Source organism: Planococcus sp. RAB007_Raresut (assembly GCF_057369535.1).
Genome location: NZ_JBXYIF010000002.1, coordinates 216,918 through 242,483 on the forward strand (window position 1 = coordinate 216,918; position 25,566 = coordinate 242,483).

General features: G+C 45.4%; 30 protein-coding genes. 18 read left to right on the forward strand and 12 right to left on the reverse strand.

What is annotated here, in order from left to right; genetic code table 11:
* Nucleotides 1-6 precede the first annotated feature (6 nt).
* On the forward strand, nucleotides 7-549 hold the full coding sequence (locus AC2Q9J_RS05015) for a GNAT family N-acetyltransferase (protein ID WP_499037747.1): 543 nt from the start codon (nucleotides 7-9) through the stop codon (nucleotides 547-549).
* Nucleotides 550-641: 92 nt separating this feature from the next.
* On the opposite strand, the gene AC2Q9J_RS05020 is transcribed toward AC2Q9J_RS05015, so the two are convergent.
* Nucleotides 642-1,031 carry a DUF5412 domain-containing protein gene (locus tag AC2Q9J_RS05020; protein WP_499037749.1) on the reverse strand — a complete coding sequence of 130 codons (390 nt, stop codon included), beginning with the start codon at nucleotides 1,029-1,031 and terminating at the stop codon, nucleotides 642-644.
* A 112-nt stretch (nucleotides 1,032-1,143) separates the two neighbouring features.
* Here AC2Q9J_RS05020 and AC2Q9J_RS05025 point away from each other — a divergent pair, with 112 nt between their 5' ends.
* The 3 genes from AC2Q9J_RS05025 (at nucleotide 1,144) to AC2Q9J_RS05035 (ending at nucleotide 2,267) form a co-directional block, all read left to right on the forward strand.
* Nucleotides 1,144-1,596 (forward strand): SRPBCC family protein, encoded by a 453-nt coding sequence (locus AC2Q9J_RS05025; protein WP_499037751.1) that lies wholly within the window; start codon nucleotides 1,144-1,146, stop codon nucleotides 1,594-1,596.
* A gap of 71 nt (nucleotides 1,597-1,667) precedes the next feature.
* Nucleotides 1,668-1,895 carry a hypothetical protein gene (locus AC2Q9J_RS05030; protein WP_499037753.1) on the forward strand — a complete coding sequence of 76 codons (228 nt, stop codon included), beginning with the start codon at nucleotides 1,668-1,670 and terminating at the stop codon, nucleotides 1,893-1,895.
* 96 nt (nucleotides 1,896-1,991) lie between these two features.
* Entirely contained in the window at nucleotides 1,992-2,267 is a 276-nt protein-coding gene (locus tag AC2Q9J_RS05035; RefSeq protein WP_499037755.1) for a hypothetical protein, read from the forward strand.
* A gap of 117 nt (nucleotides 2,268-2,384) precedes the next feature.
* Here AC2Q9J_RS05035 and AC2Q9J_RS05040 read toward each other — a convergent pair whose 3' ends face one another.
* From AC2Q9J_RS05040 to AC2Q9J_RS05050, 3 genes are read right to left on the reverse strand one after another with little or no spacing between them, the layout of a single operon-like run.
* Nucleotides 2,385-3,443, reverse strand: a complete 1,059-nt coding sequence (locus tag AC2Q9J_RS05040; RefSeq protein WP_499037757.1) for a hemolysin family protein — start codon at nucleotides 3,441-3,443, stop codon at nucleotides 2,385-2,387.
* 52 nt (nucleotides 3,444-3,495) lie between these two features.
* On the reverse strand, nucleotides 3,496-4,803 hold the full coding sequence (locus AC2Q9J_RS05045; protein WP_499037759.1) for a hemolysin family protein: 1,308 nt from the start codon (nucleotides 4,801-4,803) through the stop codon (nucleotides 3,496-3,498).
* A gap of 34 nt (nucleotides 4,804-4,837) precedes the next feature.
* On the reverse strand, nucleotides 4,838-5,227 hold the full coding sequence (locus tag AC2Q9J_RS05050; protein ID WP_112221826.1) for a MerR family transcriptional regulator: 390 nt from the start codon (nucleotides 5,225-5,227) through the stop codon (nucleotides 4,838-4,840).
* A 363-nt stretch (nucleotides 5,228-5,590) separates the two neighbouring features.
* Between AC2Q9J_RS05050 and AC2Q9J_RS05055 the strand changes: the two genes are divergently transcribed.
* The 4 genes from AC2Q9J_RS05055 (at nucleotide 5,591) to AC2Q9J_RS05070 (ending at nucleotide 9,150) form a co-directional block, all read left to right on the forward strand.
* The gene (locus AC2Q9J_RS05055) at nucleotides 5,591-6,355 is read left to right on the forward strand and encodes a TerC family protein (RefSeq protein WP_499037761.1); all 765 of its coding nucleotides are present in this window, start codon (nucleotides 5,591-5,593) and stop codon (nucleotides 6,353-6,355) included.
* Nucleotides 6,356-7,083: 728 nt separating this feature from the next.
* On the forward strand, nucleotides 7,084-7,629 hold the full coding sequence (locus tag AC2Q9J_RS05060) for an RNA polymerase sigma factor (protein ID WP_499037763.1): 546 nt from the start codon (nucleotides 7,084-7,086) through the stop codon (nucleotides 7,627-7,629).
* Complete coding sequence (locus AC2Q9J_RS05065; RefSeq protein WP_499037765.1) at nucleotides 7,622-8,428, forward strand: S26 family signal peptidase; 807 nt, start codon at nucleotides 7,622-7,624, stop codon at nucleotides 8,426-8,428. The genes AC2Q9J_RS05060 and AC2Q9J_RS05065 overlap by 8 nt, the downstream gene beginning before the upstream one ends.
* 515 nt (nucleotides 8,429-8,943) lie before the next feature.
* The gene (locus AC2Q9J_RS05070; RefSeq protein WP_499037767.1) at nucleotides 8,944-9,150 is read left to right on the forward strand and encodes a GNAT family N-acetyltransferase; all 207 of its coding nucleotides are present in this window, start codon (nucleotides 8,944-8,946) and stop codon (nucleotides 9,148-9,150) included.
* A gap of 221 nt (nucleotides 9,151-9,371) precedes the next feature.
* On the opposite strand, the gene AC2Q9J_RS05075 is transcribed toward AC2Q9J_RS05070, so the two are convergent.
* Nucleotides 9,372-9,809: a hypothetical protein gene (locus AC2Q9J_RS05075; RefSeq protein WP_499037769.1), complete on the reverse strand. Its 438-nt coding sequence runs from the start codon at nucleotides 9,807-9,809 to the stop codon at nucleotides 9,372-9,374.
* Between the two features lie 172 nt (nucleotides 9,810-9,981).
* Between AC2Q9J_RS05075 and AC2Q9J_RS05080 the strand changes: the two genes are divergently transcribed.
* Nucleotides 9,982-10,635, forward strand: coding sequence for a uridine kinase family protein (locus tag AC2Q9J_RS05080; RefSeq protein ID WP_499037771.1), 654 nt, complete (start codon nucleotides 9,982-9,984; stop codon nucleotides 10,633-10,635).
* 367 nt (nucleotides 10,636-11,002) lie between these two features.
* Here AC2Q9J_RS05080 and AC2Q9J_RS05085 read toward each other — a convergent pair whose 3' ends face one another.
* Nucleotides 11,003-11,413 carry a GNAT family N-acetyltransferase gene (locus AC2Q9J_RS05085; RefSeq protein ID WP_499037774.1) on the reverse strand — a complete coding sequence of 137 codons (411 nt, stop codon included), beginning with the start codon at nucleotides 11,411-11,413 and terminating at the stop codon, nucleotides 11,003-11,005.
* 313 nt (nucleotides 11,414-11,726) lie between these two features.
* Here AC2Q9J_RS05085 and AC2Q9J_RS05090 point away from each other — a divergent pair, with 313 nt between their 5' ends.
* The 3 genes from AC2Q9J_RS05090 (at nucleotide 11,727) to AC2Q9J_RS05100 (ending at nucleotide 13,731) form a co-directional block, all read left to right on the forward strand.
* Entirely contained in the window at nucleotides 11,727-12,593 is an 867-nt protein-coding gene (locus AC2Q9J_RS05090) for a GyrI-like domain-containing protein (protein WP_499037776.1), read from the forward strand.
* Between the two features lie 378 nt (nucleotides 12,594-12,971).
* Nucleotides 12,972-13,160, forward strand: coding sequence for a hypothetical protein (locus AC2Q9J_RS05095; protein ID WP_499037778.1), 189 nt, complete (start codon nucleotides 12,972-12,974; stop codon nucleotides 13,158-13,160).
* A gap of 178 nt (nucleotides 13,161-13,338) precedes the next feature.
* Complete coding sequence (locus AC2Q9J_RS05100) at nucleotides 13,339-13,731, forward strand: DUF5412 family protein (protein ID WP_499037779.1); 393 nt, start codon at nucleotides 13,339-13,341, stop codon at nucleotides 13,729-13,731.
* A 36-nt stretch (nucleotides 13,732-13,767) separates the two neighbouring features.
* Here AC2Q9J_RS05100 and AC2Q9J_RS05105 read toward each other — a convergent pair whose 3' ends face one another.
* The gene (locus AC2Q9J_RS05105) at nucleotides 13,768-14,580 is read right to left on the reverse strand and encodes an MBL fold metallo-hydrolase (protein ID WP_499037781.1); all 813 of its coding nucleotides are present in this window, start codon (nucleotides 14,578-14,580) and stop codon (nucleotides 13,768-13,770) included.
* A 239-nt stretch (nucleotides 14,581-14,819) separates the two neighbouring features.
* On the opposite strand from AC2Q9J_RS05105, the gene AC2Q9J_RS05110 reads away from it, so the two are divergent.
* The 3 genes from AC2Q9J_RS05110 (at nucleotide 14,820) to AC2Q9J_RS05120 (ending at nucleotide 17,060) form a co-directional block, all read left to right on the forward strand.
* Entirely contained in the window at nucleotides 14,820-15,899 is a 1,080-nt protein-coding gene (locus AC2Q9J_RS05110) for an MBL fold metallo-hydrolase (RefSeq protein WP_499038264.1), read from the forward strand.
* A gap of 174 nt (nucleotides 15,900-16,073) precedes the next feature.
* Nucleotides 16,074-16,649 (forward strand): hypothetical protein, encoded by a 576-nt coding sequence (locus AC2Q9J_RS05115; RefSeq protein ID WP_499037783.1) that lies wholly within the window; start codon nucleotides 16,074-16,076, stop codon nucleotides 16,647-16,649.
* 54 nt (nucleotides 16,650-16,703) lie between these two features.
* A complete protein-coding gene (locus AC2Q9J_RS05120; protein ID WP_499037785.1) occupies nucleotides 16,704-17,060 on the forward strand; it encodes a hypothetical protein in 357 nt (118 codons plus the stop codon).
* 178 nt (nucleotides 17,061-17,238) lie between these two features.
* Here AC2Q9J_RS05120 and AC2Q9J_RS05125 read toward each other — a convergent pair whose 3' ends face one another.
* Nucleotides 17,239-19,674 carry a PAS domain S-box protein gene (locus tag AC2Q9J_RS05125; protein ID WP_499037786.1) on the reverse strand — a complete coding sequence of 812 codons (2,436 nt, stop codon included), beginning with the start codon at nucleotides 19,672-19,674 and terminating at the stop codon, nucleotides 17,239-17,241.
* Nucleotides 19,675-20,035: 361 nt separating this feature from the next.
* On the opposite strand from AC2Q9J_RS05125, the gene AC2Q9J_RS05130 reads away from it, so the two are divergent.
* Nucleotides 20,036-20,950: a DMT family transporter gene (locus tag AC2Q9J_RS05130; RefSeq protein WP_499037788.1), complete on the forward strand. Its 915-nt coding sequence runs from the start codon at nucleotides 20,036-20,038 to the stop codon at nucleotides 20,948-20,950.
* Nucleotides 20,951-21,125: 175 nt separating this feature from the next.
* Complete coding sequence (gene lepB, locus AC2Q9J_RS05135) at nucleotides 21,126-21,686, forward strand: signal peptidase I (RefSeq protein WP_499037789.1); 561 nt, start codon at nucleotides 21,126-21,128, stop codon at nucleotides 21,684-21,686.
* Nucleotides 21,687-21,768: 82 nt separating this feature from the next.
* Here the strand turns inward: lepB and AC2Q9J_RS05140 are convergent, their stop codons facing one another.
* The 4 genes from AC2Q9J_RS05140 to AC2Q9J_RS05155 all read right to left on the reverse strand — a co-directional run bounded on the left by AC2Q9J_RS05140 (nucleotide 21,769) and on the right by AC2Q9J_RS05155 (nucleotide 24,644).
* The gene (locus tag AC2Q9J_RS05140; RefSeq protein WP_499037791.1) at nucleotides 21,769-22,860 is read right to left on the reverse strand and encodes an NAD(P)-dependent alcohol dehydrogenase; all 1,092 of its coding nucleotides are present in this window, start codon (nucleotides 22,858-22,860) and stop codon (nucleotides 21,769-21,771) included.
* A gap of 180 nt (nucleotides 22,861-23,040) precedes the next feature.
* On the reverse strand, nucleotides 23,041-23,529 hold the full coding sequence (locus tag AC2Q9J_RS05145) for a DMT family transporter (protein ID WP_499037793.1): 489 nt from the start codon (nucleotides 23,527-23,529) through the stop codon (nucleotides 23,041-23,043).
* 11 nt (nucleotides 23,530-23,540) lie between these two features.
* Nucleotides 23,541-24,206 carry a Crp/Fnr family transcriptional regulator gene (locus tag AC2Q9J_RS05150; RefSeq protein ID WP_499037794.1) on the reverse strand — a complete coding sequence of 222 codons (666 nt, stop codon included), beginning with the start codon at nucleotides 24,204-24,206 and terminating at the stop codon, nucleotides 23,541-23,543.
* A gap of 12 nt (nucleotides 24,207-24,218) precedes the next feature.
* Nucleotides 24,219-24,644, reverse strand: a complete 426-nt coding sequence (locus tag AC2Q9J_RS05155) for a DMT family transporter (protein ID WP_499037796.1) — start codon at nucleotides 24,642-24,644, stop codon at nucleotides 24,219-24,221.
* A gap of 230 nt (nucleotides 24,645-24,874) precedes the next feature.
* Here AC2Q9J_RS05155 and AC2Q9J_RS05160 point away from each other — a divergent pair, with 230 nt between their 5' ends.
* The gene (locus tag AC2Q9J_RS05160) at nucleotides 24,875-25,471 is read left to right on the forward strand and encodes a class I SAM-dependent methyltransferase (RefSeq protein ID WP_499037798.1); all 597 of its coding nucleotides are present in this window, start codon (nucleotides 24,875-24,877) and stop codon (nucleotides 25,469-25,471) included.
* Nucleotides 25,472-25,566 lie beyond the last annotated feature (95 nt).

Consider the following 25,566-nt stretch of genomic DNA (forward strand, 5'->3'; position numbering starts at 1 on the left):
TAGGAAATGAGAATTGAAGAGAAAGAATTTATTGTCAACGAGCTGCAGTATTCTATAAGATCAGCGGAAGAAGCGGATGCGAAGAGCTTATCCGAAGTCAGATTGCAGGTAGACGGTGAAACTGAAAATCTGGATAGAGAGCCGGGCGAGGCATATATAGACGAAGCGGGATTCATACGGATCATCGAAAAAGATGCCGCAAGCAGCAGCAACTTATTTCTGGTGGCTGAAGCGGAAGGCCGGATTGTCGGGTTTTCAAGATGCGAGGGCAATTCCCTCAAAAGAACCGCCCATCAAGTGGAGTTCGGTGTTGGCGTATTGCAAGCTTATTGGGGTTACGGCATAGGAAAGAATCTATTGAAGGAATCCATCGATTGGGCACACAGCAATCACGTTAGAAAAATGACGCTGAAGGTTCTTGAAATCAATAAAAAAGCGATCCTCCTGTATGAAAAATGTGGCTTTGAGGTTGAAGGGATTCTTAGGGAAGACAAGTTTTTAAGTGACGGGAAGTATTATGATACGGTTTTGATGGGGAGGATTGGGTAAACACATTCCTTCAATTTGGGGAACTCGAATTTATAACCGATTTTAATATAAATTGAGGAATTAAATCGGCGTTTTCATATCCTTTAAATTCGTTATTGATTTCTGAAATCGAACTTATCATTTGGCACATCCAAAGAATGACCATTGATTTCTACCGTATTGTAGTCTAACCATACAATATCGGCAGAGTCTTCACGGTAGTTCCAATAGATGTTTTTGGTTTTTCCATCTTTTTCATTAAATACGAGTTCACCGCGAACAGTGTATGAAGTGGTAGCTCCGCCATTTGTTATATAGGCTCTTAATGTGTATTTGCCGTCCGGTGAAGTTTCTTCAGTAAGATATTCTCCTACGGGAAGTCTGTTCATATCAAAGAAAGTCCAATAGATCCCATAACCTATAATTGCGGCAAAAACACAAAAAGTTATAAATAAGCTTTTAATCCAACTATGCTTTTTGCGATATCGATCTTTTTTATTCATTGTTAATCTCCTTTTAAATATTCAACGTTTTAAAAAGAAATACGTTGCGTTAGACTTTAATGAATATTAAATACTGTCATCTAAGTGTAGCACTGAAAGGAGCGTATGCAATATGCCAACCATAAACCACGAAATCTACATAGAAGCACCAGTTGAAGTTTGCTTCGATCTTGCCAGAAACGTTGATGTGCATACAGAAACAACTGGCAAGACAAAAGAGCGGGCTGTGGCGGGAGTGACGACCGGCTTGATGGAAAAAGGGGATTCGGTTACCTGGCAAGCCACCCATCTTGGAGTAAAGCAGAAACTGACGGGCAAAATTATCGAAATGGAAAAGCCGCATACGTTCACAGATGCCATGGTGAAAGGAGCCTTTCACTCGTTTACGCATACGCACGAATTTATTGGAAGAGGGAGCGGCACGGTAATGAAAGATCGGTTTGTTTACCGGTCACCGCTGGGGATTCTAGGAAAAATCGCGGATAAGCTGTTCCTGGAAAAATATATGACCCGGTTTATTGCGGAGCGGGCGATTGAGTTGAAGAGGATAGCGGAAAGAGATTGAGGTGCTCATTACTTCCATTTTTTGAATAGTAAGTAAATTAATGATACCCTTATTGTATCGGAGGTGTATCGATGAAGAAAAAAGATTCTATCCTTGTTTTTATTTCAGGTTTGTTCAGCGGAATTTTTGTGCTTCCCATGCTTTTAGGGGCACTGGGTATTCCAGGCTTTGAAGTGGTTCTGACTGCATTATTCGGAGAAGGAAATCCGTGGGCAATCGTTTTTTCAGTTCTATTAATTGTACTTGTGGTGTTTGTCACGAATAAAGTAAGCAATAGAGAGACCCGGAAAAATGTCTAAAAGGATAAAAAATGCATTGCAGGAACAGCGGCTTTCCTGCAATGCATTTTTTTATAGCTTATACATTACTCATTACTGACAGGAGGTGTTCATGAAATGAAGAAAGCGTTCTTTTCTATACTGGGCGGTCTCGTATTGGGGTTGATTTTATCATTCATCTTTTTTGATTATCAAAGCAGTTGGATAAGCCATTTAAACAGGGCGGGGGTTGACCAAATCGTCAAGGAGATGGATTTTGATTTTGTATTCAACTCTTCATTATTAGTCATAGGTATATCAATCTTAATCTTTTTAATCTGGAGTTTCATAGATAAGAAAAAAGATGAAAAGTTTCTAAAGGAATATGAAAGCAGCAGAAAAAAGAATTATTAGCTTGGATGTTTTCCACTCCGCGAAAAACGAAAAACCATAAAAAAGCAGGGCGAACCAAACTCGTGGTTCGCCCTGCAAGCTTTCTATCTTTTATTTAAGTACCAACTTCCAAAATCCTTAAGCCAGTTCCGGATCGATCGATTCGTCGCTGATCTCTCCAACGATTTCCTCGAGAATATCCTCCATCGTCACTAGACCGGCAGTTGTTTTGCCGTCGGCCCCGGTCACAATCGCCATATGCGTACGGCTTTGCTGCATTTTCGTCAGCACTTTCTGGATAGGCGTGGTTTCTGTGAAACTTGGCATTTTGTGTACGAAGGACTCGGGTTCCGGCTGGCGTCCGGCCGCCATGCTTGTCAGCAATTCCTTCGTGTTGACATAGCCGTATAAACGGTCGATATTGCCGCCTTCCATGACTGGATAGCGCGTAAATTCGACTTCTTCCATAATGGAGAAGAAATCTTCACCGGAAATTCCTTTATCGACAGCTACGATTTGTTCGCGCGGAATCATAATATTTTTCACAATACGGTCATCGAACGCGAAAATGTTTTTAAGATACGTCAATTCTGTCTGGTTGATCTCACCGCTTTGGAAACTTTCCGCCATGATCAGCTTCAACTCTTCTTCGGAATGGGCTTCCTCATGGCCAGCCGGTTCCACTTTGAACATTTTCAACAATAGGCGGGCCGATCCGTTCATCACCCAGATGAACGGGTTCATGATTTTACCGAACCAATAAAGCGGTGGTGCAAGCAGCAGCGTCATGCGCTCCGCATATTGGATCGCCAATGTTTTCGGTGCCAATTCCCCGATGACAACATGAAGGAATGTCACAATTCCGAGTGCAATTGCATAGGAAAGAGCAGTGGCAACTGCTTCAGACAGTGCAAAATATTCGAATACAGGGTGCAGCAGCCGTTCAACGGTCGGCTCCCCCAACGCCCCGAGGATCAATGCGGTTACGGTGATGCCGAGCTGACAGGCTGACAGGTAATAATCAAGGTTATTAGCGACTTCTTTGGCGCGCAATGCCTTTTTATTTCCTTCTGAAATCAATTGATCGATTCTGGACATGCGCACTTTCAAAATGGCAAATTCAGCTCCGACAAAGAATGCGGTCGCGATGATCATCAGCGCGACGAGCAATAAATTAATGGTTATCTGTACGTCCAATATGGTTCCCTCTTAAAGAGGGATTCACCTCCGAGTAATAATGAATAAGCTTTTATTGTTCTGCAGCTTCCTGATGGAATAGGACTTGTTTGATCTGCTGATGATCCATTTCCATGACTGTCCACGAAGTCTTACCTTGCGTTACAGTATCGCCGGTAAGGACTTCGCCGGCGCGTTTATAATGAACCCAGCCGCCGATTGTATCGATATCTTCGCTTTCTTCAAAGCTTAGGCCGAAACGGTCTTCGAGGTCTTTCAGCAGCACACGTCCATTGATCAGGTAATCGTTATCGTTCACGAGGCTGATATCCGGCACTTCGTCATCATCAAACTCATCGCGGATTTCACCAACGATTTCTTCCAAAATATCTTCCATCGTAAGCATACCGGCAGTACCGCCGTATTCATCGGCCACCAAAGCGATATGGACGCGGGATTGCTGCATTTTCAGCAAAGCATCCTGTAGACCAGTCATTTCAAAAATGGTCGGCATTTCCCGCACGAAGTTCTGGAGCTCCCAAGGACGTCCCGCAACAATATGCGGCAGCATCTTTTTGGCGCTGACAAAACCGATGATGCGGTCTTTGTCGCCGTCTTCTGTAACCGGGTAGCGCGTGTAATTATTTTCATCGAGAATCTCAACAATCTCTTTTAAAGGCATATCTTTATCGAGGGTCACAAGCTCCGTCCGCGGAACCATAATTTCTTTTGCGGCCCGCTCGTCGAACGTAAAGACATTTTCCATATAGGATAGCTCTGTTTCATTGATCGCGCCGCCTTCAAAGCTTTGCGCCATGACAATTCTCAATTCATCTTCCGAGTAGGCCTGCTCGTGGCCCGGCTGCACACCAAATGTGCGGAGCAACAGCCGCGCGGCGCCATTCAATGTCCAGATGAAAGGTTTCATTACTTTACCGAACCAATAAAGAGGCGGGGCAAGCAATAATGACATCTTTTCGGCAAATTCGATTGCCAGTGTTTTTGGGGCCATTTCACCCACAACGACGTGAAGATACGTAACAAGAAGGAACGCAATCGCGTAGGAAGCCGTTGCCGCTACCGCATCCGATGCATCGAAGAATTCGAAAACCGGATACATCAAACGTTCGACGGTCGGTTTACCAAGTGCACCAAGACCGAGGGCCGTCACCGTGATGCCGAGCTGGCAGGCTGACAGGTAATAGTCGAGGTTGCCGGCCACTTTTTTAGCGGTAACCGCTTTTTTATTGCCTTCTGCAATCAGCTGGTCGAGCCGTGACATCCTGATTTTGACCACCGCAAACTCTGATCCGACAAAAAAAGCTGTCAGGCCGAGCAATAGTACCAATAATCCTACATTCACTATCGTAATTATCTCCACTTATGTCCCTGTAAAAGGGATTCACCTCCGGGGTTTATTGGAGCAAAACCAAGAGAGCAGTGATGGCAGCCATCTTTCTCTCCAGTGCTTTGCCCGTTTGTGTCTTCGCATAATACGGTGCATCCTTCAGCTGTTTTTCCAGCCGGACGATTTTTTGCTGCAGCTGATCGAACTCATTGATCACTTCATCAATCAGTTCATCCGTTTCCGGAGTATCACCTGCACAAATAATTTCCCGGATCTCCGCGATCGACATGCGCTGTTTCTTCAATACCTGAATCCGTTCGAGCGTGTGCAGAACATTGGTCGGGTAAAGCCGGTAATTGGCTTCAGAGCGTTCAAATGCCAATAAACCCGCAGTTGTATAATAATCAATGGTTCTTACAGACACACCACTCAGTTTTGCTATTTCACCAATCTTCATTAAGTCCTTCCCAATGCACGCACCTCCAATTTAAATTAAGAATATCCTATCACATCGGGAGTCAAACCATACAGTAGAACGTAATGGTTTACGGCAATAAAAAATCTGTTTATTTTAAATTTGCCACAACTCAGACAAAAATAATGTATTGTTTTTTATTGAAAGGTGCTATACTGACGTTACAACTCAATAGACTTTTGACATTCGTCAAAGGGGAGTAGCTATAGGGAAACCTATTTCACAGTCGTCATTACGTGGTTAAAAGCCACCGGCTGTGACAGCAGTTAATTTTGCTTAGCAAGACCTTTGCCTTTAATTAGGCAGGGTCTTTTTTGTTGCAAAAATTAGCTGGGGGTTTGGAAGATGGAAGCAATAATATTGGAATATGTATGGGTGCTGCTGGTTCTTGTAGCACTTGAAGGGTTACTTGCCGCAGACAATGCGGTGGTTATGGCGGTCATGGTTAAGCACTTGCCGAAAGAGCAGCAGAAAAAAGCGTTGTTCTACGGATTGCTGGGAGCGTTCGTGTTCCGTTTCGCAGCGTTGTTCCTGATCACGTTGCTGGTCGATGTTTGGCAGATTCAGGCACTTGGAGCGGCTTACCTGTTGTTCATCGCCTTCAAGCACATTTACGACCAGCGAAAACACAAGGAACATTCGCTGGAGCCTGAAGCAACAAAAGGTGCAGGTTTCTGGATGACCGTTTTCAAAGTTGAGCTGGCGGACATCGCTTTCGCTATCGACTCCATGCTTGCTGCAGTCGCTTTGGCGATGACATTGCCTCACTTGGGCAAAATGGAAATCGGCGGCATCAACGGCGGCCAGTTCGGCGTCATGCTTGCCGGTGGTTTGGTCGGTCTCGTCATCATGCGTTTCGCGGCACATAAATTCGTTAAATTGCTGGCGAACTATCCGCAACTGGAAACAACTGCGTTCGTCATTGTCGGCTGGGTCGGCGTGAAATTGACTGTCCTGACTCTGGGACATAAAAATCTTGGCATCCTGCCATACGATTTCGTCCACTCGGCAGAATGGAAACTCATCTTCTGGGGAGTATTGCTTGCGATTGTTGCAGTCGGAGCGTTGGTTAGTGTGAAGAAGAAGAGAGAGTTAGAAAAGATCGCATAACATATAAACTTCATCAGCCGGTTCAGAAGGTTTACTCTTCTGTGCCGGCTTTTTTGATAATAAAGAAGAAAGTATACGACTTGTGTGGCTTTTTACAAAGTAGACGAGGAGTAAAGTAGAAGGAATAAAAAGGAAATAATAAATTCTGACAGAATTCCCGTCTGTGAGGGGAAATCAGGATGGTTTAATAGCTCCGGACAGTATTTCAGCCGTTCCGGACAGTATTTTGGATTTCCGGACAGTATTTGAGCTCTTCCGGACAGTATTTCAGCATTTGCGGACAGTAAGTCCAAAATATGGAAATTAGTAAACCGCAACTTTCATATTCGAGATCAAATGGATAGCCTAAATCATGATTATTCAATAATTTCGGTTGTATATATAAAAAGCTCCACTGCTTACACTAAAAAATTCTCGAACGGCGACCGAAACGAGGGTTAACATGACCAAAAAGCCGCGAAAGCCGCTGAAAAGAGAAAGTGCAAAAAGCGGATGTTTTTCGCTGCCGCGAAAAACTCGAATCCATTAAAAGAAGGCTTCGCATCCGTGAAGCCTTTTGATCATTTTAGTGGATTAATTCTTTATCGCCACTGTAATTTCCACCTAGCATAAGCTTCAAGACCGCTAGATTTCCAAACCACATTCCTTTTTTTCACCTATACTTAAAAAAACGAAACTATTATCAGAAAACTTGCGTCTATTGGGTGTTCAGGGAGGGATGGGAGCGTATGCCGGTGCATGAATACACGAAACTGACCAATGAAGAGATGAAAAAAATCATGGACAGCCACGGTGAATACCTGATCCGACTGGCCTATTTCTACGTGAAGGATTGGGCGACGGCCGAAGACATCATGCAGGAAGTGTTCATCAGCTATTACCGCAAATCCGCCCAGTTCGAAAACCGCGCTTCCCTGAAAACCTATTTATCGAAAATTACCGTCAATAAATGCCATAATCATCTGCGCAGCTGGAAAAATAAACGTTCGTTATTCTCAAATTCAATCGGCGGTTTGATTTCTTCGGGCAAATCTCCCGAGGCGTCCTTGGAACTGCACACCGACCAAAGCAATCTCACGAATAAAATCCTGGAGCTGCCCATCAAATACAGGGAAGTGATACTGCTGTTCTATTACCAGGAATTCACGTCGAAGGAAATCAGCGAGCTGCTGAACTGTTCGGAAAACACCGTCAAAACGAGGCTGCGCCGTGCAAAGGATCTATTGCGCGAAAAAGTGGATTTGAAGGAATGGGAGGGGATGCAGGATGAATAAATTCAAACGTGACCTGGATGAGTTTGTCGGCGAATCGCCTCGCTTCAAAGAACCGCTGAAACGGAAAATTCTGAGTGACATGAAAACGGAGCAGCGTCCGGCGAGCCGTTTTGCTGATTTTAAATATGCCGCTGTGCTGCTGTTGCTTTTGACGGTCGCTACTGCTTTTCTTGTGCTGAATATGAGCGGGAACAATGCGGATCCATCAGGTCCCGCGGGTTCGCCGGATGAGTTGCCGGCGCTGACGGACCTGGATACGGTGGCGGAAATTGAAAGCTTCACGGAAATTACGGAGCCACAGGAAGTTTTCGATTTCCGCTATGATGCGATGGACCGCGGCAATCACGACTATTCAGAATATCCTTTGCTGATTAATCCGCAGGCTTACCCGGCTAACGCCGCTAAAGAAGCCACCCGAGGAGACGTAATCGTCTATGAAGCGGAATTTTTCAGCGGCAAGAGCCGGACGGTGGGCAGAATCGTCGCTTTGCCGGGGGAAGAAGTGGAAGTCGTGGACGGGCAAATTTTCATTAATGCTCAAAAGCTCGACACGTTTTATGGACGGGCGCACCGTGTGGGAACGAGTTCGACTGAAGAATATTTGGAATGGTTCGACGCTAACAGTTCCCCCGAAAGCACAACAACGGGAATGGAAGAGATTTTTCAAATGGACTTAGCCAAATTCACATTAGCTGATGATGAAATCTATGTAGTGGGCGATGACTGGTTCAGGGGCAGCCAACACATCATCAAAGTCGACGATATCAAGGCGGAAGTGTTGGGATATTACGTGGAATAAAAGATGGGAAATTAATAAGTGTTCGAGGAGAAAGGCTGGATTTTATGTGGTGATTTTATTGCTTGGATGATCAAAATGGGCTGTGTCAAATCCTTGAAATGACTAGTTGGGAATAAAACCATTGAAGTTGGGAATAAACCAGGCAAAGTTGGGAATAAATCGATGAAAGTTGGGAATAAATATAAATCGCTCGAAAATGAAGCTGCGAAAAGCTCGATTTCACTCGGCAGGAGGCTGATATTGGCCATAAGTATCGACTCGCTAGCTGCAGTTTAGCCAGTTGAGCGTATTTGAGTCAAAGTTGGGCGTATTCCAAGCAAAGTTGGGCGTAAATCCGAAGAGACCGGAAAAAGTACTCACCCCCAACCCACCCCCAACCCCTAGTCGCACAAACCAAAAAGAAGCGCCCCCCGGCAAACCGGACAGCGCGAAAAACCATATTATATTCTTTTTCAAGGTCCAGCCAGCTGCCAGTTCACCTAAGGTTTCGGTAATTCTGAGCAGCATAATCGCTGATGAAAAGAGTGGTCCAACATTTAAAAGCGAATGGTCAGAACTCCATGCTCGTCTGGGTGCTGGAAGAAAATCCTTCGCGCGCTTTCTATGAGAAGATGGGGGGCAAAGAAGTCGACCGCAAAACTTTAACTGTCTCTGGTAAAGTATTAACTGAGATAGCTTATGGGTGGGAAAATATCGAACAACTGAAAAGTGATTTGAGGTGATTATTTGATAGGAATGTTCTTTAGTTATTTCATTATCTTTTTTAATATTGCAAGACTTGTAAGCCTGACCGGCAAGATCGAGTGGATGCCGACATTAAATAATAGTGTAAAACACGATGCAATATTAGCGGCCATTTTTTCATTGGTTGTTGTAATAACCATAAGTCTATAAAGGGGTTTATTATATTTTCAGTGAGAGAGGTTAACTTAATATCGACCCATCACTCAACGTGTTCCATCTCCAAACCCGTTTTCAGCAACTCTCCGCCAGTCACGCCTGTATGCAAATTCCAAAAACTAAGCTGCTCAATCGTCTCTTCTGCAACTTCATATTCATATACGATGGAAGGTTCCCTATCGAAAATGACATGCAACTTGATGATTTTCTGCAATTCATGCGCGTCTGTATCTGTAATCACCCATGTTTCATCTCTATATTTGTCAGTCAAATAACTGTCCAATTTTTCAACGGCAGCCGCCTGCTGGCTTTCGACTATAAATGGCCGCGTAGAATAATAGGCAAGTGAACTGAGCGTGATTGCGCCCACCACGATCCAGACGAACTTCCGATACGTTTTCTTCAATAAAAAAGCGGCTCCACTCAATAAAACCACCAATGCTGACACGAGTCCGATTTCAATTACGGTAGTGGGATGCATGATTTGGCTCTCCGATCATATAAGGTATTAAGTTCACAAGCAACACTTACTTTCCTATAGAATATTTCCTTTTTTTAGAAATGTATATATAAATTTTTAGTGTCACAGTTTAATCTCAGGTTTTATTGATTCAGCAAAATAAAATCAACGGCTAAGTATAAGGGAGGGGCATATGGAAAAATTAATAGACGCGATCGTAAACTGGATAGCTTCAAAAAACGACAGGCTTGTGATCGGCGTATCTGGGCATGGAGCAGCGGGAAAGTCGCATTTCACACAGGAATTGCTGAAGCGGCTTGGCAATAAAGAAGTGAACTGCCTCAACACGGATCCTTATATAGTCAGTTCGGATATTCGGAAGCTGGCTGCAATCGACTATACATATGAAAACGAGCATCACCGCTTTAAAATGACCGCCTGCCATCCTGCGGCGCATCATTTGGGCGCTTTGGAGCGGGATGTGCGGATGGCGCGGGAAGGGTTGGATTTCTATACGATCGATGTTCATTATATGGAGCGGACATTGATTTCTTCGGAAAATCAATTGACGATTGTCGAGGGAATGAGTGCGGCTTTTATTGACCCGGAGCTGTTCGATCTGAAGATTTACTTCTATACAGATGGCGAAACGGAACTAATGAGGAGATCTTCGCGCGATGTGACGGAAAGAGGGACAAAATTGGATTACCTGAAGTTTTCGCATAACGAACGGCGGATTCAGTACGAGGTTTTCATGCATCCTTACAGCGAGAATTTTGATATTGTCATCAAGTCGGTTGGTGAGAGGCAGTTTGTGGAGAAGATGGATTTTGAGTTTGGCAGGTGAGAGGGGGGCGTCTTTTTTTTGTGAAAAAGCGATAGGCGCGGATAAAAGGGCTGCAAGCGCGGATAAATGCTTGGCAAGCGCGGATAAACATCAATTAGGCGCGGATAAAACCCTCATAGGCGCGTATAAACAAGCCGCAGCCGCGGATAAGCGAATTCCGCTGTCTTTCAGATTGAAAAAGTGCAGTTGAAAGAGTGCGTCTCCGCGTCAAATTCCATACTCACAGCTAAATCCCACCCAAAAACCAAAGATCAAAAGAAAAATGGATGCTTTTCGCAGGCGAAAAGCGAAAAACCAATCCAAAACAAATACCGGTGCAGATGGCAATCATCTGCACCGGTATTTGTTTTATGAAGACGTTATCTGCTCACCCAAGCTTGGCAAAAGCCACCAAATTCCCCTGGTCGCAGGACTGGAAGCCATTCTTTTCATAGAAATGGCGGACGTCGGCGGATTCTTCCGTAAGCAGGACTTTCTGCCGGACATCTCGGTATTTGTCGAGCACGCGGCGCATCAATTCGCTGGCGATTCCTTGGTTCTGCCGGCTGTTCAGTACAAGGATGTCCTGAATATAGATGATGGTCAGGCCATCGCCGACTACACGGATCAAGCCAATCAATTCATCGTTGTCCCAAACTGACAGAACGTACAACGAATGAGTCAACGCCTCAGCTAACTGGTCCAGATCTTTTGTATAGGCGAACCACTCCACATCTTCGTAAAGCGATTTTAACGCGTCTTTATCAATTTGTTTTTCTTCTTTGAATACATATTCCATCTCTTCTTCCTCCTCAAATTTTTAATTTGAAGAGTGCATGCGCAATTTTTCCACTGTCTTATACCTCCTTACTTCCATGATTCCGAATGTTTCTTGGTGTAACTATATCAGAGTATTCTGATTGCTACAACATTCTTTGATTGGCATGGAGATTTGTCTATTTTACTTTGCAATAAAGGAACTTCTAGACAAATAGTAGAAATAGAAACCAATCATTAGAAATGTACAAAGTTTTAGACCTGTCCACACTCAGCACAAACGGACAGGATTCGGACCGGATTGCTTGCTAAGATCAGATTAAGGAGTGAGGGCTATGGGATGGGTGGAATCGCTGCAGCGCGCCATTGATTGGATGGAAGCGCATATGGAGGAACCGATGACAATCGAGGAGATTGCAAAGGAGGCAAATTCTTCGGTTTTTCATTTCCAGCGGACGTTTGCGATCTTGACGGATTGTTCGGTCGCTGAGTATTTGCGCAGAAGGCGGCTGACTTTGGCGGCGCAGGAGCTGTCGGCCACGGACCAAAAAATCATCGATATCGCCTATAAATATGGCTATGACACTCCCGAAGCTTTTTCCAAGGCGTTCCGGCGGCAGCATGGTGTTACACCGAGCGAAGCCAGAAAGAATTTGGGAGAGCTGCAATCTTTTAACCGCCTGGCGATCCAGGTGAATCTGAAAGGGGCAGATCCGATGAAGTATCGAATTGTGGAAAAAGAAAGTTTTCAGGCGATTGGCGTGAAGCGGGAATTTTCGCTGCAGGGTGGAGAGAATTTGAGCGGTATTCCGGAAATGTGGATGGAAATGAATCAGGACGGCACAAGCGACGAGATTGCGAAGCTGCAAGCAGGAGAAATTAATGGCTTGCTCGGCATCTGTACCAACTTTGAGGACGGAACTACGATGGATTACTGGATTGCAGCCGAAAGTACGCAGCCGGTGCCGGAGGGTCTATTGCAGCTGGAAGTGCCGGCTTCCAAATGGGGTGTCTTCGAAGTGCGCGGCGCGATGCCCGATGCCATGCCAAAAGTTTGGAAGCAGATTTTCTCGGAATGGTTCCCGTCCAATCAATACGAAAATGCCGGAACCGCAGAGCTTGAAGTCTATCCGGCGGGAGATCCTTACAGCGAGGATTACGTTTCTGAGATTTGGATTCCGTTGAAGCTGAAGCAGAAATAACCGTTTGTAATTGTATATGGAAAAAGTTGAACGTCCGTAAAGTGCATGAAGACACTCACGGACGTTTTCATTTCTTCAAACTTCCTTAACGACAGTTCCTGCATAGACGTCACGCGGAAATTTTGCCCCGCCTGAGGCATTGTATTTTTTCGGATCTTTCAAATACGTGATAGTGCTTGCGGTATCGCGATGAATTATTCGTTTTTTCCTTAGAAACTCTTTGGTTCGGCTCTTTTATCACAAAGTATAGACTTAAAATGGAAATAAATTCAGAATTTAATAATTATTGAAACTAATAACGGGTATATAACGTATAATAGTATATAAAGGGTGATGGGAACTGAAGGCAATGCCTAAAACGGAGAGGGGTGTAAATCTATGCACTGGATGATGTGGGTTTTTTGGGGAACTTTAGCGGCTATACTTATCATCAGTTTTGTCGTGGATATTGTGACTAAAAAGAAATATAACTTAAGCAAACAGGAAAAGACCTTGAATCAGAATTCAGCTGAAGCGGATGCTCGGCGACAGGCTGGACAGAATAACCACCAAGGCGGAATGTTTTAATAGAATGAAAATATTGGTCCGTTAAGTGACGGACTTCATGAAAAAGAACTTGGAGTTACATTTCCAAGCTCTTTTTTATGTGTAATACATAACTGGACGATGAAGAATTAAAGAAAGCGATGTCATTCATTTAAGGGATTTTTGAAGTCCGGCGATAGACGGCGTAAGGAGAGTGCGTATGTTCAAAAGCGTTAAAGCGTTTATAAAAAGACATCCTGTTTTAACTGCGATAACAATCTTCCTGACAGTAGTTGCTGCCCTTTCAGGCTTTGTCATCAATTGGGCGTTTTACGACATAGACCGGATTGAACCGGGAGAGCTGCTGGCGGAAGAAGTATCGCCGGATGGAGAATATACAGTAAAAACCTATTTAAATAACGGCGGAGCAACGGTCAACTATGCCGTATTAGGTGTGCTCCATTTCAATGACAGTAAAAAGAAACCGAGAAATATTTACTGGCAATACGAGATGGAAGACAGCACCGTGCAGTGGCAGGATTCCGACACAGTCAGCATTAATGGGATAATCATTGATGTTCCCGGTGGAAAATACGATTACCGCCACCCGTGATTTTCTGTTTCTGTCTCCCCGCAGCATCCGCAGTTTTTATTGCGCTTCACGCATGATCGATGTCACGATGTGCAGGGAATCCCATTCACCGCTGGAAAATTTGATGATCGGGTACTTTTGAGGAAACAGCTTATTACGGATAGCTTCAGCGTTATCGCCTTCTTTTTGTAATTCATGGACCTGCTGCTGCAGCGACAGCAGATTATCCTTTTTCCGTTCCAACGCGCTGCGCCCGTTCCTCACAAATCCCGCGTGGCTGCAAAACACATCCTGAAAATCGTATTTCAAAACCCGGTCCAGCGATTTGATGATATCTGGAATATTCTCTTCCGCCAGCACGACTTTCGTGCGTTCGTTCACGAATAAATCACCGGTAAACAATTGGCCGGTATCACGGTTTAAAAAAGCTTTATGGTCATGGGCATGCCCTGGCGTATCGATTACGTCCCAAGCGGCAGTTCGGGATTGAAACGTTTCAGGCATGGCTCTGGCGTGAAACGGCTTCCTTTTGCCCCAAAAAAGTTTCCGATACAGCGGATAATCCGCAGGCTGCGCACAAGAGGCGATCGTTTTTTGATTTAAATAGATTGGCAAATCTTTATTCTTTTCAATATACGCGGCACAACCTGTATGATCTTCGTGATAATGGGTAAGCATAACCTGGTCAAAATCAGCTCCATCAATAAAGGCTTCAAAAAATTTATGCAGCGACCGGGCGCCGGTATCGATCAGGACGCCGTCAATCAGATAGCTGTACACATTCAAAGATACGCCTTGAAATTGCACTTTGCCGTTCAAATAGGAGACCCCATTGCGATCGCCCAATTCGGCTTGCTTCTTGAAAATCACGTACTTCCCTCCTTATATTCAAGTTAATAATGAATAAGTGACTTAAGCGTAACTTACTGAATCACAAATCTGCAATCACTTTTCTGCCCTGACCAGCCAAAAATATCGGTATACTGAAACTAAGTTTAAAGTCATCATTTAAGCAATTTAAATAAAGCGGCAAGGCGAGGGATCAGATGTCGAATTACAAAGAGCAGCAAGACGCACCCAAGAGAAAATGGAAAGTGATCAAGAAAATCCTGAAATATCTCTTGATCCTGGTTGCTGTATTGGCAGCAGGAATCTTCTTGTTCGTTAATCTATCGCCGACTTTTGGCAGCAATCCGAGCACGGAACAAAAAGAATTTTATGGGACATTCGATAATTACGCGGACGGCAAATTCGTCTTTCAGCCATCGGAGGAGCTGGATACCGGCGTTGAACGGGTCTCCGCGATTGCGGCTTCTGAAGAAAGAAGGCCACCTGAACAGTTGCCTGTTGCTGAAATTGATTGGGACAGCATCAACAGCGAAGAAGACAGTCTGACGTGGCTTGGCCATTCCGCTTTTATTGTCAGCGTCGACAACAAGAAAGTTCTTATAGATCCCATGCTTGGCTCAACGGCTTCGCCGGTTTCATTCATCGGGCCAAAACGCTACACCGAAGATTTACTGTATCTTATAGATGAAATGCCGCCGATCGATGCGGTTTTCATCACGCATGATCATTACGACCATCTGGATTATGAATCCATAAAAAGGCTGAAGGACAAAGTCGCCCACTTCGTTGTGCCGCATGGTGTCGGCAATCACCTGGTCGGATGGGGTGTTGCGGAAGAGGATATTACGGAAATGAATTGGTGGGACGAAATCGAGTTCGAGGGGTTGGACGTCGCATTGACGCCCGCCAAACATTTCTCAGGCAGAGGCCTCCTGAACCAGGGCTCGACACTGTGGGGCGGATGGGTCATTCTGGGGGAACAAACACGGTTCTTCGTTAGTGGAGACGGCGGATACGACACGCATTTCAAGAAAATCGGCGACCGATTCGGACCGTTCGATATCGCTTTGATAGAAGGCGCGCAATATGATGAGCGCTGGCGGGAGTCCCATATGATCCCGGAAGAATCCGTACAGGCGAGCATCGATTTGCAGGCCGAGCAGATGATGCTGACGCATTGGGGTGGATTTACACTTGCGCGCCACAGCTGGACGGAACCGATAGAGCGGGCAATACAGGCGGCAGCGGAACAGGAAGTTGACCTCATCGCTCCGCAGATCGGCGAAACGGTTCCGATGGACGGCGAGTCGCCTGATCCGCTTTCGGAATGGTGGAAGTGACTGGAATAATCTCGACAATCATAGTGGGAGAGAGGAGGCTTGTAAAAAGCCTCTTCTTTTATTTTATAGGGCTGATGCGAATCAAAACAAGGAACTTTCAGATTTTTCAAACGTATTAATATTAGGTACATAATGATGTGAGATGGGCTTGCTTGCGGAAAGTGGGAGTCGAGGATGAGGGAGAGCAGAGGGAGACGAGTTGCGCGCAAACTGGCGGCCACTTTCCTGGCCACGTTTGTATTTTCGATGGCGTGGTGCAGTTGGAATATCGCTGTGGCCGATGAAACTGTTTACTATCAGGGAACTGAATTCTATGCCATGACATTGATATACTTTTTCTATATCGGATTCTTTGTGCTGATCTATGGAAATGCCGTATCTTTTGTCGCCGAGAAATTACAGCGGAAATGGTTTGAACGGGCGGACTGGTTATATGTACTGATACTCGGTTTTTTCGGGTCGGCAATCGGACTGATTTTCCCTTTCTGGAGCTTTATCATCGCTGGAATTCTCGTGGCGATGCTTTTTGGAGTCATCGATAAATGGCTGCTGAAAAGGTGGCGGGAAGACAAAGGGAATAAAGCACTTTTCATCACGCCGTTTGTGGCTTTCGCATTGCTCTGGGGTTATTACCACTTTGCTTCACCGTCCTTGCCGCCTCAGACGGCAGGGCAGGCAGTTGAATTTGCAACCAGCGGCAGCGGGACTTCAATCGACCGGTTCCCGGCAGAAAGAGAGAGCGCTTTATGATAGAGGAAGGACTAAAAACGGCCGAGGATAATTTTGAAAAGGAGGAGAATCCCCATGAAACTGGCTTGCAGCACCTGCAGAGTGGAAATTTCAAAAGAGTTGACGGAACTGAAAGATATGACGCTGCTAAATACAGACGACGGGCAGGACTATATTCCGCAAGGCTATTATCTGATCGATGATAAAAAAGCGGATTTGGAATTGGACGGTGCGATTGTCGTAAATATTAAAGATCTGATCAATTCGGGCTACCATTCGAACCCAAGCAGGTTGAACGGCTGCTGTGGCAATGATGGGCTGGATGGCATGAATCGGGTATGCTTGAATAATCATGAGATCGGAACTGAAAAGTCGGATTGCTGGATGTTCCACTTCGTTTCGCTGAACCCGGACCGTGTTAATTTCAGCTGATTTATCTTCGGAGTTACCAATACACAGCGATTTCGAGAAGAAATTGGATTACCGGCTGAAAGAACTTCCGATTTGATCAGGGAGTTAATACACAGAAAATAAAAAAAGTCTGGAAGAAACCATAAAAGGTCTTCTTCCGGGCTTTTCAAATCGCTGTCATTTTATTTTCATTGCGAAATCACATACGATCCGGCTCATAAACCTTATACATGTCCCGTCCCATTTTCTTCGCTTCATATAAAGCAAGATCAGCGAACTTGATCAGCTGCTTTTCATCGATGGAATGGTCGGGGTACAGGGAGATGCCGATGCCGGCTCCTATTTTGATGTCGACGCCATTGAAACGCAACGGCGTTTCGTACGAATCCAGTATTTTTTTTGCCATGTCTACGGCTGCTTCGAGTGAGTCGATTGCAGGCAGGATAACGCCCATTTCGTCTCCGCCTAAACGGGCGGCCGTTCCTGTCGGGTGAACACAGGATTGTAACCGCAGCGCCATTTCCTTAATGACAGCATCACCGGCATCATGGCCGTATCGATCGTTTATTTGCTTGAATTTTTGCCCATCCAGCATGAGGATGGCAGTTTTTTTGCCGGTCGGTTTTGTTAGTTTAAAAGCTTTTTCCAGCTGGTCATCAAAAGTCCGGCGGTTTGGTATGCCGGTCAGATGGTCGTAAAAAGCCATTCTTTCAATTTTTTCCTGGAGCCTTCTTCGTTCCGTGATATCCCTTGATATGGTAAACACCTGTTTCACTTCGCCATTTTCCAAAACGGGAGTAGGCGACACTTCCATCCAGATATAATGGCCTTCCCGGTGCATGAAACGAACTTCGATCGTGGCTGGACTGCCACCTTCAAGTAAGGAAGAAATACTTTCAGTCAAATCAGCTGCGTCTTCCGGATGTATATTTGTCATAAGGGACTTTCCGATGCAATCATCGGCGGAATAACCCGATATGGTTTCATAGGCAGGGGATACATATTCAATCACCCCGTCAAGATTGATCATCGTTACGATATCAAACGTGCTTTCCGTTATGGTTTTATATTTCTCCTGGCTTTTCAGCAATTCTTTCTCAGCCATCTTAAGCTCTGTTACATCTTTATAATTAATTGTGGCACCGATAATTTCTTTTTCCGCGTTTCTTACCGGTGAATACGAAGAAATGATATTCAGCGGTTTTCCGGTTTTCGTCAGGCGGATGGTGTCATGTGAATTGACGGTTTCGCCGTTCAGGATTCTTTTTACGATGTCGATTTGGTCATGGCGCATGTGCGGTGGAATAATGGTGCCCTTGCCGGTGACCATTTCTTCTTCCGTGAAGCCGAATGTTTTCTCAAAAGCAGGATTCACTTTCAGAATATCGCCTTTTGTATCTATGTAAAAAATGGGGTCAGTCGAGTTTTCCCAGAATACTTCAAGTTCTTTTTTCGTTTCATTCAAAACTTTCCGGGCCCGGTTGATTTCAGTGATATCCGTGATGATGCCATGGATGCCGACCAATTGGCCATTTACAATGATGGGAATATTTATTACCTGCAAGTCAATCAGCCGGCCGTTTTTATGGCGGAATGCCAATTCGTACTCTGCAGGCTGTTTTTCAAGAATCGCTTTGAAGAAATGATAGCGTACTTTTTCTGCCTCTTTGTCCAGAATAATCGACAGGTATAACTGGCCTGCGAGTTCGGTCAATTCATGGCCTGTGATGGATTCTATCCGCTTGTTTATGCTCAATAAATTCCCTTCCCGGTCAAAGGTCATTATTCCATGGGGATGGTTTTCAAATAAAGACTTATAGCGCTGTTCACTTTCCTGTAAAAGGCGTTCCGTTTCTTTTTGCTTGGTGATCGCTTTGGCGATGGCGTAGACGCCGATCACTTTTTCTTCAATAACGATGGGTATCGTATTCATCTGAAATGTCGCCATCCGCTGTTCCTTTGTATAGATGCTGGTCTCGAAATCGATGGCTTGTCCTGCCAGCGCCTTTTCAAAGTTCAGCCGTGTCTCTTCCAGGCAATGGTCAGCGACTAAAGACAGAATAGACGTGCCGAGCAATTCTTCTTTGCGGAAACCGGTAGCTTCCGAAACCATCTTATTGATGGTGGTGAAATTTTTCTGCTGGTCAAACTCAAATACTGGATTTGCATTATTATTAACGAGCGAGCTCAATCTTTTACGCTCAATCTCCATCTCTCTTTGCGTATCCAGAAGATCCTGTTTCTTGCGCTCCCTTTCCGTAACGTCCCGGACAATCGCCAGGAAATAAATGCATTCACCCTCTTCGCCAATTATCGGATTCAGCATCGTTTCACCGATGAATTCACCGTTTTCAGTCTGAAATCTTTCGGTAAAGTCAACGGATTTCCGAGTGGACTGCGCCTTCAGATAATACCTCATCAATTGCTGACAGAGTTCCGGCGGCAGGACCTCTTCAATCTGGCGGCCCTTGATCTCCCGCATCGTCAATATAGTTAAGGCAGCTGGATTTGCGTAAACATATTTGAATGAATCCTGGTCTTTTTTCATCAAAAAAACCGGATCTTTAATTACATCTAAAAGAGCGACAGAGGCTAAAAAATTCTGGTCTATATTTTCAATATAGTAATTCTCCATTATTATTCTCCTCCCGGCACATCCAAAACCGTTTAATACGGCTGTAAAGGCAGCTTTTAATAAAAATTTATTTTTGATTTTTTCTTATGTATAGGCCAATAGGTAAAGTTATTATTTTCCATCTATATCAAAGTTTAATTGATTGAGCAACCGTAAGATAGTGTTTCTTTTATAAATCCCGGAAAGTATTTAAGGGGTTTGCCATATTGTGAAGTCTGGATTTTAAGCAGGTGCATCGGCCTGAACTCAAATTTTACTGAAGAAGCGATAATTTCCGCTAAAAAGTAAATGCAATCTGTTAACATGAATAGTTAAATGATATGTAAATTTTCGATGCCACTTTAGTGAAAGGGGGAGCCTGATGAACCGTGTAAAAGGAATTGCGATGATTTTAAGCGGAGCTGCGTTATGGGGAGCGACAGGACCGCTGATGGAATGGCTTTTTGAAACTTATGGACTGTCCGTCTCGTTTCTTTTGACTCTCCGGCTGATCATTGCGGGGATATTGCTGCTTGTTTTTCTGAAATTGAAGAGAGTCAAAATCCTTTCAGTTTTTCATGGCGGCATATGGGTGCGCCAGCTGCTGATTTTTTCTGTGCTGGGCATGCTGGGGGTGCAATTCAGTTTCGTTTCTTCTATTGAAACGAGCAATGCAGTAGTTGCGACTTTGTTTCAATTCCTGGCGCCGGTTTATCTCATTCTCTTCATTTCGCTGAGGCATAAGAAATTTCCGCCAAAATACCAACTCATCGGGATGATTGGTACCATGGCGGGACTCTTTCTGCTGCTGACAAACGGCAGGGTGGATGAGCTGGCAATCAGCGGGATAGCGCTCTTTTGGGGAGTGATGGTCGGCTTGGCTTTCGCTTTCTATACGCTTTATCCTGGCAGGCTCATGGAAGAGTGGGGCGTCCTGTTGATCGTCGGATGGTCCATGCTGTTCGGCGGCATTTTCCTGGGGCTCGTCAATCCTGTTTTCAAATCGGAGGACTGGCCGCTTTTGGCGCAACCGGGCGTCTCTCTTGGAATCTTGGCTGTCATCATTATCGGCACACTGGCATTCGTCCTGTTCCTGAGCAGCATGCGTTTCATCCTGCCCGTGGAGGCGAGCATCTTATCCGCTTTTGAGCCACTGACAGCGATGATCATCTCAGCCCTCTGGTTTGGCCAGTTTTTGGAACCTGTCCAGCTAGGCGGCGCGGCGGTCATGCTCGTATTCGTCACTTGGCTGTCGCTGGCGGGCAACGGGGAATCGAAAGCATTGGCGGAAGAATAGCAGGATGCGGTGCCTTACCGGGTGCCGCTTCTTTTGGTTTTGAAATTCCGCCTGTAAATTTTCTTGGAAAAAGGTTTTTAAGGACTTAAGTTGAATAAAAAAGGGAAAGGGTTATTATTCAGGTTAGAACGAAATCATTTTATTGATTCGCAAATTCCGGAGAAGGTGATTAAAGGTGAAACAAGACAAAAAAGGGAAAAACGAAATTTGGGAGTGGGCAAAAGCGATTATAATCGCCGTGATCGTAGTTGGAGGCATCCGGCTTTTCCTGTTTGAACCGGTTCTGGTTGACGGGGAGTCGATGATGCCGACCCTTGAAGATGGCGAACGGGTAATTGTTAACAAAATCGGTTATAGCCTGGGAGAGCCGGAGCGATATGACATAGTCGTTTTCCATGCTTCCGAAGAAGAAGATTATATAAAACGGATAATCGGGCTGCCAGGGGATCACATAGCTTTTGAAAATGATGAGCTGCTTATAAACGGAGAAGCTCAGGAAGAGCCTTATTTGTCAGCTCTGAAAGAGCAGAAAAGCGACGGCAGTTTGACGAATGATTTTACACTGGAAGAACTGCTTGAAATCGATGAAATTCCGGAAGGCTATGTTTTTGTATTGGGTGATAACCGGGAAAACAGTACGGACAGCCGGATTATCGGTTTGGTGCCGACGGAAGAAATTATGGGCAGCGCCAGTTTTGTTTTTTGGCCGTTGGATGGAATGAGATTTGTGGAATGATAGGTCCATATAAAAAAATAAAAGACTGCCGGCAAACTCGGATAATCAGAGTTTGCCGGCAGTCTTTTTGAAGAGGCTTCAGCTACTCGCCGATTTTTACAATCGGCTTAATAGTTGTGCCTTCTTTGGAATCCTCGAATGCTTCGTTGATTTGCTCGAAATCATAGACTTTAGTCAGCTTATCGAATGGGAACATGCCGCGCTTGTAATAATCCACCAGCTGGGGGATGAACACTTGCGGGATCGAATCTCCTTCGATAACGCCCATCACCGTTTTGCCTTCTGCCATGATGTCATTGTGGACATCGAAAGTGATTTCAGGTGTCACGCCGACAATGGCGCATGAACCAAGCGGGCGAAGTGCATGAATGGCTTGCTTCACGACTGGTGGCACTCCAGTGGTTTCAACTGCATAATGGGTACCGCCGTTGGTGATTTTTTTGACTTCTTCAACGACGTCGACATTTTTACCGTTCAGCGTATGCGTCGCTCCAAGCTCTTTGGCCAGCTCGAGTCGGCTGTCGTGGATATCGACAGCAATAATATTAATGCAGCCAGCAATTTTTGCTGCCATAACAGCGCTAAGCCCGACCGCACCGCTGCCGTAAACAGCGATGGAAGAACCGAATTCCGGCTTGAACCGGTTCAATACGGTGCCCGCGCCAGTCTGTATACCGCAGCCAAGCGGACCGAGCAGTGCCAAATCCACTTCCGGGTCGACCTTGACGACGTTTCTTTCATTGGTGACCGCGAAAGTCCCGAAAGATGACTGGCCGAAAAAGGTGGAAACAGCTTGATCGTCGCGGTGGAGACGGTTTGTTCCGTCCTGCATTTTGCCGCCAAAATTCAGATCATTGAAGTTCAGGCAAACTGTCGGATGCCCAGTCAAACAATTTTCGCAGTGGCCGCAATAAGCGAAAGACAGTACGACATGGTCGCCTGCTTGGATTGTGGTGACTCCAGCCCCTACTTTTTCAACTATTCCCGAACCTTCATGTCCAAGCACTGCCGGGAACGGCGACAAGCCCATATCCCTGGCTACAGCATCCGTATGGCAAACACCGGATGCCACAATTTTGACCAGCACCTCATTGGCTTTCGGTTCGTTCAGCTCCACTTCCTCAAGTTTAAAGTCTTCTGCTAAACCATGGGTAACGGCTGCTTTTATCTTCATCTGCAATCCTCCTCATATATTCTTCAGTCTACCTAAATGATTACCCGATTTTCTTTGCTTTATTCGGGATACACGTTTTTCACTTCATTACCTTCAATAAATTCAGCAGTCCCGGTCCGATCAGGCAAAAGAACCCGGCAAGCCTGTTTTTTGAGGCTCACCGGGTTCTTTGATGTATGGTTAATCATTCGCTTCCATCGTTTCAGGATTCAATTTCACAAAAGGTTTCTGTTCCAATTTAGGTCCCAGCTGGAACAGCAGCACGCCGCCGCTGATCATCAGCACGCCAATCAGCGATTGCCAGGTGAATGGCACCTGCTCGAGCCCGAACCAGCCGAGCGTATCCCACATCAGGCCGAAGAAAATCTGGGAGACCATGACGAGCGAGATGGCGCGGCTGGGTCCGAGAATCTGGACGCCTTGTGTGACGCAAGCCACAACGCCGACTCCGACGATGCCGCTGAACCAGAACCAGGGTTCAGCCTGGAAGCTGAATAATCCGGTTCCCTCGAAGGCAAGGCCGGCAACGAATGAAGCTGCAAAACCGAGTAACAGTACAAGTGCCGTGGTCGTCCAGACACTGACGCGCTTTTTCACATTTGCGTTAAACGTATTCTGGATGGAGACAAACGCTCCGCCGATAATTGCCAAAAAGATTCCGAGAGCCATTTGGATCCCTCCTATTCGTATATATTTTGTCCCGCCTGCTCCAAAAGGGCATCGCGGTCGAGCAAAGTGATTTTGCCGCGTTTCTTCACAATCCATCCAGCTCTTTCAAATTGCTGGAGGACCCGGTTTAAATGGCGGTAGCTGGTGCCGATCAAATCCGCCATATCGATGAGCGAAGTGGATTCAAGCATCGGCTGGGTCGGGGTCATCGACAGCAGGTAACTTGCCGCGCGGACATCGACTGTATACAGCAGGTTGAAGTTCATCGCCCGCGTTTTTGTTTCAAACTTCGTCGTGATGGTCTGGAGTAAAAATTGCAGCCACGCCGCGTTATCCGCCATATGTTTGCGCAGTGCATCGTATGATATGCCGATGACCACAATATCTGTTACGGCCTCCACCGTATTGATGAACGGACATTCTCTTACGTATTCAACATCGCCTACGATATCGAATTGTGACTTGAATGCCAGAATCAGCCGTTTTCCTTCAGGGGACAGTATGGAAATTTTCAATTTTCCTTTGACCAGCAGATACAGCGTGTCCGCTTCGTCACTTTGTGAAAATAAGCGTTCACCGCTGCTGTAGCTGGCGACAAACATCTCTTCCTGAACATGCTCCGGGAATAGATCCCAAAGTTCAAACTGCTGAAGGTAATCCGCAATGCGCCTGTCCATCTTTCTCCACTCCTATAATTTCAAAATAATGACGCCTGCTATCATCATCAGCACGCCGAAAATTTGAGTCTTCCCGATTCTCTTCTGAGACATATCAAACCAGCCTTTGCCATCGATGACAATTGCCAGAACCAGCTGGGCAATCAGGAAAATGGCGATGGTCAGCGTTACACCCATTATATGGACCGCGGTCATATTGCTGAACAGCACAATCGCTGCCAGCATGCCGCCGGACGCGTATAGAGGCGAAACTTGTGTAAGCTGGCGATATGACCGGTCCCTGATGATCAGTACGATGAAAATTGCCAGCACAAAGCCGGTCAATTGAGTCATTGCAGCAGCTTGCCATGAACCGATCTGACTGCTGATCGTTGCGTTGGCCACACTCTGGAATGTCAGAAAGAATCCGCCGAGCAGCGCAAATATAATCCCTTTCATAAAATGCACGCACCTTTCTATACTCCTAATTTACAGGGAGAAAAATGGCGCGAAAAGGACACATGTCCCATTTATCATCACTCAAACGGAGAAGAGTGGCAAGAAAAATATTCCTGAAAAAGTCTGATAATTTCGGTTATAATGGAGTCGATAAGCTGGAGCTGAATTTGCATCGGTGTTTCCGGCGTTTATTGGCCACGAAATTTTTCTATATAAAGGAGCAGAGCAAAATGCGGAATTCCTTACCGAAAAAGTTCGATAAACAAGCGAGTAAATACAACAAACTCCGGACACATGATAAGACCTTCAAATACCGGCAAAAAATTTTTTCAGATATACAAGGCGAAGTATTGGAGGTCGGAATCGGAGTGGGGCTCAATTTCCCTTTATACAACAGGGAAGTGGAATTGACCGGAGTGGACTTCAGCGGAGAAATGCTGAAAAGGGCAAGGCAGGCTGCAAAAGAGTACCCGTTCAAAACCACACTCATCCAGGAAGATGTGGAGACGATTGATTTTCCTGAAAACAGTTTCGATGTAATCGTTTCGTCCGGAACTTTATGCGGTTATCAAAACCCGCTCGACGTGTTAAACAAATTTCATAAATGGTGCAGGCCGGAAGGGAAAATACTGTTGCTGGAGCACGGCATCAGTTCCAATAAACCACTGGCGTGGCTGCAGAAATCCCTGGATCCGCTGGCGGTGAAAATGGTGGGCTGCCACGCGAATCGCGATATCAGTGGGCTGGTTAAAAGTTCAAAGCTGCAGGTTATCAGAGAAGAGCGGTATTTGGCGGGGAATGTTTATATGATGTGGGCGAAACCATAGGCATGAAATAAATCAGTGAATAAAAGCTTTGTGCAAATTCTATACAGAATACTGCTTCGAACAGATTAAGGAGGTAGACGACAATGGTGAAAAGC

Bases quoted from the DNA above. Each gene is read 5' to 3' on its own strand.
- AC2Q9J_RS05085 (WP_499037774.1), bottom strand. From the start codon at position 11,413: ATGGAATATGTATTCAAAGAAGAAAAACAAATTGATAAAGACGCGTTA.
- AC2Q9J_RS05070 (WP_499037767.1), top strand. From the start codon at position 8,944: ATGAAAAGAGTGGTCCAACATTTAAAAGCGAATGGTCAGAACTCCATG.
- AC2Q9J_RS05155 (WP_499037796.1), bottom strand. From the start codon at position 24,644: ATGAAAGGGATTATATTTGCGCTGCTCGGCGGATTCTTTCTGACATTC.
- AC2Q9J_RS05035 (WP_499037755.1), top strand. From the start codon at position 1,992: ATGAAGAAAGCGTTCTTTTCTATACTGGGCGGTCTCGTATTGGGGTTG.
- AC2Q9J_RS05115 (WP_499037783.1), top strand. From the start codon at position 16,074: ATGAGGGAGAGCAGAGGGAGACGAGTTGCGCGCAAACTGGCGGCCACT.
- AC2Q9J_RS05140 (WP_499037791.1), bottom strand. From the start codon at position 22,860: ATGAAGATAAAAGCAGCCGTTACCCATGGTTTAGCAGAAGACTTTAAA.
- AC2Q9J_RS05055 (WP_499037761.1), top strand. From the start codon at position 5,591: ATGGAAGCAATAATATTGGAATATGTATGGGTGCTGCTGGTTCTTGTA.
- AC2Q9J_RS05030 (WP_499037753.1), top strand. From the start codon at position 1,668: ATGAAGAAAAAAGATTCTATCCTTGTTTTTATTTCAGGTTTGTTCAGC.
- AC2Q9J_RS05025 (WP_499037751.1), top strand. From the start codon at position 1,144: ATGCCAACCATAAACCACGAAATCTACATAGAAGCACCAGTTGAAGTT.
- AC2Q9J_RS05130 (WP_499037788.1), top strand. From the start codon at position 20,036: ATGAACCGTGTAAAAGGAATTGCGATGATTTTAAGCGGAGCTGCGTTA.
- AC2Q9J_RS05125 (WP_499037786.1), bottom strand. From the start codon at position 19,674: ATGGAGAATTACTATATTGAAAATATAGACCAGAATTTTTTAGCCTCT.
- AC2Q9J_RS05100 (WP_499037779.1), top strand. From the start codon at position 13,339: ATGTTCAAAAGCGTTAAAGCGTTTATAAAAAGACATCCTGTTTTAACT.
- AC2Q9J_RS05065 (WP_499037765.1), top strand. From the start codon at position 7,622: ATGAATAAATTCAAACGTGACCTGGATGAGTTTGTCGGCGAATCGCCT.
- AC2Q9J_RS05020 (WP_499037749.1), bottom strand. From the start codon at position 1,031: ATGAATAAAAAAGATCGATATCGCAAAAAGCATAGTTGGATTAAAAGC.
- AC2Q9J_RS05060 (WP_499037763.1), top strand. From the start codon at position 7,084: ATGCCGGTGCATGAATACACGAAACTGACCAATGAAGAGATGAAAAAA.
- AC2Q9J_RS05015 (WP_499037747.1), top strand. From the start codon at position 7: ATGAGAATTGAAGAGAAAGAATTTATTGTCAACGAGCTGCAGTATTCT.
- AC2Q9J_RS05095 (WP_499037778.1), top strand. From the start codon at position 12,972: ATGCACTGGATGATGTGGGTTTTTTGGGGAACTTTAGCGGCTATACTT.
- AC2Q9J_RS05150 (WP_499037794.1), bottom strand. From the start codon at position 24,206: ATGGACAGGCGCATTGCGGATTACCTTCAGCAGTTTGAACTTTGGGAT.
- AC2Q9J_RS05145 (WP_499037793.1), bottom strand. From the start codon at position 23,529: ATGGCTCTCGGAATCTTTTTGGCAATTATCGGCGGAGCGTTTGTCTCC.
- AC2Q9J_RS05080 (WP_499037771.1), top strand. From the start codon at position 9,982: ATGGAAAAATTAATAGACGCGATCGTAAACTGGATAGCTTCAAAAAAC.
- AC2Q9J_RS05120 (WP_499037785.1), top strand. From the start codon at position 16,704: ATGAAACTGGCTTGCAGCACCTGCAGAGTGGAAATTTCAAAAGAGTTG.
- AC2Q9J_RS05090 (WP_499037776.1), top strand. From the start codon at position 11,727: ATGGGATGGGTGGAATCGCTGCAGCGCGCCATTGATTGGATGGAAGCG.
- AC2Q9J_RS05160 (WP_499037798.1), top strand. From the start codon at position 24,875: ATGCGGAATTCCTTACCGAAAAAGTTCGATAAACAAGCGAGTAAATAC.
- AC2Q9J_RS05050 (WP_112221826.1), bottom strand. From the start codon at position 5,227: ATGAAGATTGGTGAAATAGCAAAACTGAGTGGTGTGTCTGTAAGAACC.
- AC2Q9J_RS05075 (WP_499037769.1), bottom strand. From the start codon at position 9,809: ATGCATCCCACTACCGTAATTGAAATCGGACTCGTGTCAGCATTGGTG.